The 10685-nt window shown below is 42.8% G+C and carries 12 protein-coding genes and 1 pseudogene; all 13 read left to right on the forward strand.

What is annotated here, in order from left to right; translation table 11 throughout:
* Positions 1-86: 86 nt before the first annotated feature.
* The 13 genes and pseudogenes from GC102_RS17300 (at position 87) to GC102_RS17355 (ending at position 10493) form a co-directional block, all read left to right on the forward strand.
* A complete protein-coding gene (locus GC102_RS17300; protein ID WP_171690654.1) occupies positions 87-926 on the forward strand; it encodes a helix-turn-helix transcriptional regulator in 840 nt (279 codons plus the stop codon).
* A gap of 8 nt (positions 927-934) precedes the next feature.
* The gene (locus GC102_RS17305; protein WP_171690655.1) at positions 935-1744 is read left to right on the forward strand and encodes a helix-turn-helix domain-containing protein; all 810 of its coding nucleotides are present in this window, start codon (positions 935-937) and stop codon (positions 1742-1744) included.
* A 76-nt stretch (positions 1745-1820) separates the two neighbouring features.
* Positions 1821-2387 carry a dihydrofolate reductase family protein gene (locus GC102_RS17310; protein WP_171690656.1) on the forward strand — a complete coding sequence of 189 codons (567 nt, stop codon included), beginning with the start codon at positions 1821-1823 and terminating at the stop codon, positions 2385-2387.
* A gap of 179 nt (positions 2388-2566) precedes the next feature.
* A complete protein-coding gene (locus tag GC102_RS17315) occupies positions 2567-3304 on the forward strand; it encodes a WecB/TagA/CpsF family glycosyltransferase (RefSeq protein ID WP_171690657.1) in 738 nt (245 codons plus the stop codon).
* 121 nt (positions 3305-3425) lie between these two features.
* Positions 3426-3890 (forward strand): HIT family protein, encoded by a 465-nt coding sequence (locus GC102_RS17320; protein WP_171690658.1) that lies wholly within the window; start codon positions 3426-3428, stop codon positions 3888-3890.
* Positions 3891-3912: 22 nt separating this feature from the next.
* A complete protein-coding gene (locus tag GC102_RS17325) occupies positions 3913-4341 on the forward strand; it encodes a GNAT family N-acetyltransferase (RefSeq protein ID WP_171690676.1) in 429 nt (142 codons plus the stop codon).
* Positions 4342-4423: 82 nt separating this feature from the next.
* The gene (locus GC102_RS17330; protein ID WP_171690659.1) at positions 4424-4876 is read left to right on the forward strand and encodes a GNAT family N-acetyltransferase; all 453 of its coding nucleotides are present in this window, start codon (positions 4424-4426) and stop codon (positions 4874-4876) included.
* A 94-nt stretch (positions 4877-4970) separates the two neighbouring features.
* Positions 4971-5636, forward strand: a complete 666-nt coding sequence (locus tag GC102_RS17335) for a stalk domain-containing protein (protein ID WP_216628081.1) — start codon at positions 4971-4973, stop codon at positions 5634-5636.
* 281 nt (positions 5637-5917) lie between these two features.
* Positions 5918-7957 (forward strand): Na+/H+ antiporter, encoded by a 2040-nt coding sequence (locus GC102_RS17340; RefSeq protein ID WP_171690660.1) that lies wholly within the window; start codon positions 5918-5920, stop codon positions 7955-7957.
* Between the two features lie 203 nt (positions 7958-8160).
* Positions 8161-8637, forward strand: a complete 477-nt coding sequence (locus tag GC102_RS17345; RefSeq protein WP_171690661.1) for a GNAT family N-acetyltransferase — start codon at positions 8161-8163, stop codon at positions 8635-8637.
* A 442-nt stretch (positions 8638-9079) separates the two neighbouring features.
* Entirely contained in the window at positions 9080-9232 is a 153-nt protein-coding gene (locus tag GC102_RS39485; RefSeq protein WP_246320967.1) for a sigma factor, read from the forward strand.
* A 15-nt stretch (positions 9233-9247) separates the two neighbouring features.
* Positions 9248-10060 (forward strand): annotated as a pseudogene (locus tag GC102_RS17350) (RNA polymerase subunit sigma-70); the annotation flags it as partial.
* Positions 10061-10124: 64 nt separating this feature from the next.
* Entirely contained in the window at positions 10125-10493 is a 369-nt protein-coding gene (locus GC102_RS17355) for a VOC family protein (protein ID WP_171690662.1), read from the forward strand.
* Positions 10494-10685: the final 192 nt, after the last annotated feature.

Below are 10685 nucleotides of genomic sequence, written 5' to 3' on the forward strand. Positions count from 1 at the left end.
ATACTAACAGTATTACAGAAACTGGAATCTGCTGCCTTCCTGTGTTTAACATAGGATTGGCAGTGTCAGGATAAGGGGAACAGCCTATGAAAGAATTTTCTTCCAGCTTATCTCTGGGTGAATTTTTGCGGGCACGTAGAGAGCGCCTTACTCCAGAGGAAGTTGGGTTGCCGTCTTATGGGCGGCGTCGAACGCCCGGACTTCGACGAGAAGAGGTGGCCCAACTTGCTCATATTGGTGTTTCATGGTATACCTCATTGGAACAGGGTAGAGATGTAAATCCATCAGAGGAAGTATTAAATAGTTTGGCGGAAGCGTTACGATTATCCGTTGATGAATGCCGCCATCTCCATATGCTTGCAATGCCAGCAAAACTGGAGGTAGAAGAGGAACAAGAAGTGAGTAGCGGGTTGGAGCAAACGGTGAGGGCTCTTGAACCTAATCCTGCTTTCATTTTGGGAAGAGGTTGGGATTTATTGATGTGGAATCGAGCGGCAGAGCTTGTATTTCGACTACCAACATTCTCAAAGGAATTACAACAGCGCCCTAATTGGTTGAGACGTTTTCTGACGGATTCATCTCTAAAAACGAATAATGTGGATTGGGAAGCTAAAGCAAAGGTCATGATTGCGCGGTTTCGTGCGGATTACCCACTTTTCTCGAACGACGAAAGGCTTAAGGGATTAATAGAGGAGTTTATGGAGGTAAGTGGATTATTTCGTTCTTTTTGGCCAAAACATGATGTTCAGACCGTCGCTGACTGCCACAAACGATGGAACGATCCATTTATTGGAGAGATGGAATTTGAACATGTGACCTTACAGCCACCGACCAATTCGGAACTTAAGATTATGATCTATACCGCATCACCGTCTACGGCTGAGCAATTGAAAACGTTACTGGGTCAGAACATTCCAAAAGAATGAGGGTTCTAATGAACAATTTCCGACCTGGAAGCCAAATAATAACAAGTGCAGGAGCGCATATTCGCAAAGCACTCACTGAAACTACTGAGGCTTTGTCAGAAATTACATGTAGAAGCAAGAGTTATCGTTTTGAAGAGAGACACTCCGACTCGCCTTTTGTAGAAACAATTTGGCGAACTCCTATTGAGACGATTACTCCTACTTATATAAACTCAGGTCCGTATATCTTTCCTGCAGTTCGTCATTGGGGTTTGGTCGTCGCCAAACTTGATGGTAAGATAACCCTTACTTTGTGGGGGCCAGGAACGAAAGCAGCCCCAGCGCCTTGTCCCAGGGAAACAGAGATATTTGGTATCATGTTCAAACCAGGCGCCTTTATGCCGCATTTACCGTTAAGCTTGGTCCGGGACAGAAGAGATATCGTCCTGCCTGATGCAACGAGCAAATCCTTTTGGATGAATGGGTCTGCATTGCAGTTTCCTGATTATGAGAATGCGGACACGTTTGTCGACCAGCTTGTACGATGCGGTCATCTGGTGCGCGATGACCTGGTTGACGCCGTTCTACAAGGTCAGCTTAAAGATGTGTCCTTGCGGTCCGTCCAACGACGGTTCTTGCAAGCCACTGGCTTGACACACAACACCGTTCGCCAAATGGAACGTGCGAAGTTTGCGAAGGAACTCCTGCTGTACGGCACTTCTATATTCGATACCATTGATCAAGCTGGCTACTACGACCAGGCGCATTTAACCCGATCACTAAAGCATTTTATTGGATTGACGCCTGTACAAATCGTTCGATTGAGTTATTCTCAATAGCTGTCGTTTCTATACAAGACTTTGCTTTACGATCGGGCTACTATTGGATTAAGCCAATATAGAAAGGGTGTTTTTTATGAGAAAAGTTGTCATGTTTAACAGTGTTTCAATTGATGGTTATTATGCTGGACCGAACGGAGAAATTGACTGGTTTATACATGATCCCGAAGTCAATAAAGCCGCCCATGAGATGATGAATCCTGACACGGTACTATTTGGCAGGGTGACCTATCAGATGTTTGAAAGTTATTGGCCACTTGTTGCGAAGAATCCAAATGCTCCCGAAGGTGCTCGGAGAATGGCCAACGAATTAAATCAGATGACAAAAGTGGTGTTTTCAAAAACCCAAAAAGAAGTAACCTGGGAGAATTCCAAGTTGTTTAATGGTAATCTTGCAGATGAAGTAAGAAAATTGAAAGGGGACCAAGGTTCTGATATTACTATTTTCGGGAGCGGTACGATTGTACAGCAGCTTGTCAATGAAGGATTGATTGACGAGTATTTGCTCGTGGTAACTCCGGTTATTGTTGGAGCTGGAAAATCGCTTTTTAAAGATGTCAAAAAAAATAAACTTGAACTGTTAGAAACAAGGAATTTTAGGTCTGGAATCGTTCTGCTTCACTATAAAATTGACAAAAAATGAATCCTAATATGGAGAAAATAATCCAATACTTTCATCCGCCTTTATGGCGGTTTTTTTTGTTATAAGCCACTGTTGAAGCAGAAAGTAAGCTACTAAAATTGCGGCTTATATTTATTTTATGGACTAAGGCCTTTATGTTAAAATGTGGATATATGAATCAAAGGTGGATGCGCACTCAAATGGAGAAATGTTCGAAAATCATGGGAATTCCGGTTCCTAAAATAACAATGAATGATACCGTTGAATTGATTAGCGAAGTAATAACTGAGAAAAAAACAGAACTGTTTCATGTTGTTACGCTCAATCCGGAAATCACCATGTCTTGTCAACACGACAAACAGCTGCGTTCCATTATTGACGAGGCGGGTCACCTCACAGCTGACGGTATCGGAATCGTCATGGTATCGCATTTAAAAGGGAATCCACTGCCCGAGCGTGTTACCGGCTGTGATCTTCTAGTCAAGTTACTTGAGACCGGAAACCGAAACAATTGGTCTTTTTACCTTCTAGGTGCGGATGAAGCTACTAGTAAAAAGGCTGCCGAGAATATCAATAAGACATATCCGAATGTATCGGTACTGGGAAGACATCACGGGTTTTATGATCATATGGAAGAGGCACGAATTGTAGAAGAAATAGAAATTTTGAGTCCCGATGTCTTAGTTGTAGCACTTGGAGCTCCTAAAGCTGAACGTTGGATCTATAAGTATAAGGATAAGCTCAATGTTAGAGTAGCTATTGGCGTTGGAGGAAGTCTTGATATCATCGCTGGCAAAGTAAAACGAGCACCGGCCATTTGGCAAAAGCTAAAAGTGGAATGGCTGTTTCGATTAATAAATCAACCCTCAAGATGGCGGAGACAATTGATTTTACCTCGTTTTGCTATTAGAGCGGTGTTTTTTAAAGAAGAAAGCTAAGTATATTAAGACGACGGAGATTGAGAGTTCAATAACAACTAGGGAAGGCAGCCGGTCAGAGGAGCGGCTGCCTTCTTCGCATGTAGTTGTTAGATATGTCGAGGTATAGAGGGGGAACGAAATGCAAGAGAATCAGTGTTTAGGTTGTCAACTTGCTAATAATGAAATTGAAACGCACACGGTTTATGAGAATGATTTTGTTACTTGCATTCTTGATATTGCACCATTAAATGAAGGGCATATGCTAATACTTCCTAAAAAACATTACCATGATATCGATGATCTGGACGAAATCACCGCCAATGAGATTATTAAGGCATCGGCAATGTTAGCAAGGGTCTTAAAGGCACAATTTCAGCCCGATGGTATAACGGTTATTCAGAATGGTGGTAAATTCAATGATTTAAAGCATTATCACATGCATGTCTTTCCACGATATGATTCTGATGGTTTTGCATGGGTGGAACCAACTGATACCATAAATGCTAAGGGTCGTTTATTTGAAACCCGAGAGAAGTTGATAAATTATTTTTTTAACTATTTTGGTGTCTCGAATAATCAGTCCCATCCCAAGAACACTATATAGATAGAAAGGATATTTGTGATAAATTGGGCATTCCAGTAGTAACCTTTCTGAATGCCCAAATTGGAACGAAGAGAATTATCTTGCGATAATTTCTAGATATGAGTATGAAATAAATAACGGCGGGACAGCTTATGGAGCTTTTGACGCAGATAAATTAGTCGGATTTGGAGTATTGGCTCACAAGTTTAGAGGAAGAGAAAATAATCAACTTCAGATAGACCTCATGTATGTTACTCGTCAGTATCGAAGACAAGGAATTGGCAGCCAAATTTTACATGCACTAAGTAAAGTTGCTATTGCAGAAGGGGCGAAGTATTTATACATTTCTTCAACAGAAACAGAATCTGCGGTAAAATTTTATTCAAGTTGCGGTTCCACAACTACAACAGAAATAGATAAAGACCTGTTTGAAAAAGAACCTGATGACATCCATATGATAAGGACGTTATAGTTTTTTTGCTACAATTGGTTGTTCAACTAACAGAAACTATACTTGAGTACGGGTAATGATGGTTCAACAAAGGAGGGTTAAAATGGAAATACGCAAGTTAGATACGTACGAGTCGCCTCCAATGGAGCTGTTATTGTTAGCTGACCCTTCTGAACAGATTGTTAAAGAATATCTCAAACGCGGGCAGTGCTACATAGCAGAGATGAATAACACTATTTTAGCAGTTTATGTAATATTGCCTACAAGACCTAAGACAGTTGAGTTGGTGAATATTGCTGTCAACGAGACCCACCAAGGTAAAGGGATAGGAAAGAAGATGGTACAGCATGCAATTAAAAATGCTAAGTTTCAGGGTTATAAAACAATTGAGATTGGCACTGGGAACTCAGGAATGGGACAACTAGCTCTATATCAAAAATGTGGTTTTAGAATTGTTGGGATTGATAGGGACTTCTTTGTAAAACATTACTCTGATGAAATTTATGAAAACGGAATACAATGCAGGGATATGATACGTTTATCTCAAGACTTATAATTTTAAAAAAGCTAGCGTATCAACTAGTGGAAAATTATGGTATTATCAAAAAGTGTTTTCATTTTGTTGATAACTAAGGAGGATTGAAATCATTTTGAAAAAAACAATTGTAACTTTGATTGGAGCGTCACTTCTACTCAGTGCTAGCGCAGGAGTTTATGCAGGTGCCAACCTGGAGGAAATCCAAGCGTATTTAAACAATGACCTAAAGGTAAAGGTAAATGGGAAACAAATACAATTGTTAGATGCAGATGGAAATGTAGTTACTCCAATTACATTTAACGGAAACACATATCTGCCAGCCAGAGCCATCGCAAATTCCTTGAATGTGGCTGTTGATTATGATGCTGCATCTAATAGCGTTTTATTTGGTGAAAAAGTAGAAGGTACTCCTGTTAACGCGAATCAAGTCTTTTATCAAGCTATTAAAGATCCTAAATTAACTCAATACAAAAACAAGGATTATGTCGAAGTTTTCAGACAAATGGGCACTTCAGATTCTAACTTCACATTAGAACCAAAGAAAAAGTTCCAAACCCTTTATTTACAAGTGGCTGCTATTGGAACTGATGTCAAAATTAATATTAAAGATAAAAACTCAAGGTTATTAAAACAAGATACCGTAACGGTTGATGATGGTTTAAAAGTGATTGAAGTTACTATCGCAGGTCTAGATGAAGTTACCGTGTTCTATTCAATCGATAAGGATACAGACAGTACAGGTGTTTTTATTCCACTAACGACCTCATATTATAAGTAATGAATGAATAAGAGCACAATCGCGATCATAACCCGGATCGATATTCGAAGATAATATCAGTCTTACATGGACATATGAAGTTGACGCTTAAGCTAACCAGATGTGAATATACGAAAAAACGGCAGTCGGTCTAATGATCGGTTGTCTTTTTTGTATGGATGGGGAAGGATTCTTTTGGGAAATATTGAATTATTACAAAAGTACGTCGTATTCTTATGGCAAATATGCCCATAGTGATTTCTTAGAAATCTATTGAACTATTCGGAGAAGGAGATAACCGCTTGAACGTTTTTATTATTATTCTCATCCTATTGGTTCTGATTGGCGTCTCGAATGTCGTGAACCGCTTCGTTCCGTTCATTCCCGTCCCCCTTATCCAGATTGCATTAGGCGCCTTACTGGTGATCGTGCCTCTTGGCATTCACTTGCACCTGGAACCGGAATTGTTCTTCTTATTGTTTATTGCCCCGTTGTTGTATAACGATGGAAAGCATACACCGCGAGATGAACTTTGGAAATTGCGCGCTCCGATTCTTCTTCTGTCGGTGGGTCTAGTTTTCATAACAGTGTGCGTCGTCGGATATGTCGTTCACTGGTTGATTCCTTCTATCCCTCTTGCAGCTGCTTTCGGGTTAGCCGCCATCCTGTCTCCAACAGATGCCGTAGCAGTCAGCTCTTTAGCCGGGCGGATTCATTTGCCTAAAAGCTTGAAGCGGCTGTTAGAAGGGGAAGCCTTGATGAACGATGCATCGGGTCTCGTTGCCTTCAAGTTCGCCATAGCCGCGGCGGTCACCGGTGTTTTTTCTCTACCGAAGGCAAGTCTAAGCTTTCTCGTCATCTCCATTGGGGGCTTAGTGATCGGGGCACTGGTCGCTTTTCTTATTATCGGCATTCGTCAGCTGCTGCGCCGCGCAGGACTTGAGGATGAGACGATGCACATGCTGCTGCAAATTTTGACGCCTTTTCTGCTCTATTTGATTGCCGAGGAACTTGGAGTATCGGGTATTTTGGCGGCTGTAGCGGGAGGTCTGGTGCATGCGATCGAGAACGAACGTATGGCGTTTACGATGCCGACTCTCCAAAATGTATCTAATGCAACATGGTCTGTCATTTTGTTTGTTTTAAATGGATTGGTCTTTGTCCTTCTGGGTCTGCAAATCCCGGGCGTATCCCGGACGATTCTAAGCGACCCGAATTTCGATAATTTCAAAGTCATCGGTTATGCCATTCTCATTTTTGTTCTGTTGTTACTGCTGCGTTTTGTGTGGACGCTTATGTTCGCTAGAGGAGGGCGCTGGTTTGGGAATCAGAATCAAGAGGTGCCCAGCTTGCGTATGCTGACGTTAACAGCTATTTCCGGTGTGCGTGGAGCGGTGACGTTGGCAGGTGCGTTCTCCATTCCGCTTGTCCTTCAAAATGGCGCCCCCTTTCCTCAGAGAGATCTAATTATTTTTCTTGCGGCGACCGTCATTCTATTCTCGCTGTTGACGGCGAGTATCGTTCTGCCGCTGCTTGCAAAGAAGAAAAGCACAGCGGGTGATGCTGAGAAGGAACGGATGGAGCGTGAGTGGCAAATCGAGGTCATGGCTGCCGCTGTGCGGGCACTCCAGAAGAGCAGCACCGAGAAGAACGAGGTCGCTGTAGACACTGTGATTGGCGACTATAAACTCATGATGCAGCAGCTTGGACAAAAGGATGGCAAATGGAAACGACTCCCGCGTTTTCAGCAGAAAGAAGCAGGAATACGCTTGCTGGCGCTGGATATAGAGCGCAAATATGTGAACGAACGTTTGGAGAACGGGCAAGTTAGCCGTGAACAGGCAAATTATTATTTGAAAATGCTGGAGCAAGTAGAGCTCATTCTAGCTAATAAGCTGGATCTAGGCAAAGTCATCGTCAAGAACATCTGGCGACGCTTGAAAACGCTGATGACGTCCATCTCCCAGCCTCATCTGGTGACAAGTTACATCGAACCTGATATCGCTGCGATTCGCACACTGAAAATGCAATGCAGCCAAGCCGTCGTCGATGAATTCTCCAAACGCTGCGCCCTCCAAAGCGATGATGCAACCGAAGGCGTGCTGGACTATTACCAGCAAATGCTGGATAGGCTGCGCAGATTCACCTTCGGCTCGCGGCGCAAGGATGCGTCGTTCAACGATTGCCGACGCGAGCTCCACTGGATCGCCATACAGGCGGAGCGCGATGCGGTGCAAGTGTTTTTCGAGCGGGGAGACATCACGCGTGACATGGCATCCTTGCTGCGGCGAATCATTCGCAACAGGGAAGCATCGCTGTATGAGCTTGAGGAGATTGTTTGATCATGAACGGTAAGTGAATGCCTGAGCAATCAGGCGTTTTTTTGTTTTTACCATGCCGACAACATAGAACGGCAACCTTCTCAGCTAACCGGCAGAAAAACTAAGCAAGCATGTTGAAAATGTTTGAATAATAATAAATAATTTTGTATAATTATTCAATTCCGAATTGGATTATATTTACTCTGAAAATAGGAGGTTTGCTAATGCTACGAATCGAAGAAGCTACAATATCCGATTTTCCTATTATCACCGAACTATTTGAACACTTAATAAAAGAAATTTGTTTAAGGACTAATAGCTCACCAAATTTATTTATAGTTTCAGGTACAATGGATAAATGTAAACATTATCTGGAGTCAGGAATTTATAAAGTATTTAAGGCAATTGATGAAAATAACGAGCAAACCATTGGCTTTTTATCTTTGTGTGAAAGTTACTCGCTATATGCAAATGGAAACTTTGGAATAATTCAAGAATTTTATGTGCACCCAGAATATCGTTCAAAGGGTGTTGGCTCAAAATTATTATTTTCCGCCAAAGAATATGGGGGAGGTAAATATTGGAAGCGTTTAGAAGTTGCTACTCCACCTCTTCCAGAGTTCGATAGTACTGTCTCGTTTTATGAAAATAATGGATTCGAAATTACCGGAGGCAGGAAAATGAAGTTAACAATTGAGTGAGTTCATGTGGCTTTATAAGAGTAGAGAAAGAAACATTATCTCAAAAAACAATTAATGCATTAAAACAGAGTACAGATTGTATAAATATGTATCTGCATGGTTTACCAGGTAGCTTGTAGTTTATTCAACTAGCGAGGACCTATAGTGAAGGAGCTTGCCTCGTGGACAGCTCCTTTTTTAGTTCATTTAAGGGACGGGCAGGCTTGCGTAATTAATAAGTTTGCACTCAATTTTAATCCATGGGTTGGAAGAGTCTGTTTAGCATTCGATGAGTTTGCATAAATACATTACGTAGAACCGTACCACGCGAAACGGCAAGTTTATTAGCAAAAGCGTAAAAATTGATTATCATACAATGTGCTAGAATGATAATAATGGAACGAGTTATTGTAACCCATTCCAATCCGATTTTGGTGGGGCAAGAAAGGTAGGGGATACTAGAATGAGCGAAAAGCATGGGGAGTTGGACATGGCTGAGGAGTTGCGTTCCGAACTTATTGGATACTGTTACAGGATGATGGGGTCCATTTTTGAGGCGGAAGACGCAGTACAGGATACCATGCTCCGTGTATGGCAGAGCTGGGACCAGATTTGACAGGACTCTTCTCGCAGATCCTGGATTTATCGCATTGCGACGAATGTTTGTTTAGACAAGCTCAGGCATGCAAAGCGTCGGGCGCTTCCGATGGACTTGTCCGATCCTGCCTCTATTATCGTGGAACCCAGGGACAACTTGCCTCGATCTGCTTGGATATGGCCGGCTCCCGATACCGCTGGCGACCCAGCTGATATCGCGGTTAGCAGGGAAACCATTCGATTATCGTTTATCGCGATTTTGCAAACGTTGCCGTCTCGGCAACGCGCCGTTTTTATTCTGCACGATGTATTCCGATGGTCGGCCAAACAGACGGCGGATGCGATGGGTATGACCGTAGCGGCCGTCAACAGCGCTTTGCAACGAGCGAGGGCGACGCTAACGCAAGCGAATCTTCGGTCTGATGCGCTACGAGAGATGGACGTCGATGCAGACCAACGACTTCTTGCTTGTTATGTAGAAGCATTCGAACAATACAACATCGAAAAGTTGTTGGCGCTGTTCCACGAGAGTGGCAGCTTGTCTATGCCGCCTTTTGTGATGTGGGTGTGCGGCAAAATGAAAATGATATCATTTTACCAAACAACAAGCAGCCATTGCACGGGTTCCCGTTTGGTGTCTGTACGCTCTAATGGCAATAGTCCCGCCTTTGCACAGTATGTTCCAGCCGGACGCGATGGGGTCTTGGTCCCATGGGGCATACATATCCTCGAGATTCAAAATGGAAAGATCGCGCATATCCATCATTTCATTGACACCGATTTATTTGCCCGGTTTGGTTTGCCGACATGTTTGGACGCGAGTATGGATTTTACGGTGAACCGATGATTTTGCGGCCGCTCGTTCGTCTATATTTCTGAACGGCAAATTGAATGAAAGTGGAGGTTTGAAAATGTTGCAACGTTTGTTTATTTGGGTGGAGATTCCGGTGTCGAATATGGAACGGGCCAAAACGTTCTATGGGTGGATTTTTCGAATGGATATGCAGTCGATGCCCATAGGGGATGATGAATACGCGTTTTTCCCGGTCCAGGAACAGTACAACGGAGGGGCGTTAGTGAAGGGTCCCCATCGTAAGCCATCTGTCGATGGGGTCACGATATACCTTGACGGAAGTCCAGACCTGGCCATCATTCTTTCAAGGGTCCCTGAAGCGGGTGGACAAGTGATCATGGAGAAAACCAATACGGGCAATAACGCAGGATATTTGGGAATGTTTTTAGACAGTGAAGGCAATCGCATAGGCCTTCAACATTTATAAGTAAATCAGCTTCCGGATAAAGGATGGAACGTATTTCACAAAGAGAAGGCCATCCTACAAAGAGTGGCCTTAAACTTGCCGTTACAGAGAACCGTGTAACAAGTAACGGAAAAGTTTTTGGAAAATGGGTAACTATAGTTGAGGAGTCTGCTTGGCGGCAGCTCCTCTTTTGTTTTTTGAAGTAACGGGCAG

This window comes from Paenibacillus germinis, from assembly GCF_013141785.1.
GTDB classification, from domain to species: domain Bacteria; phylum Bacillota; class Bacilli; order Paenibacillales; family NBRC-103111; genus Paenibacillus_E; species Paenibacillus_E phytorum.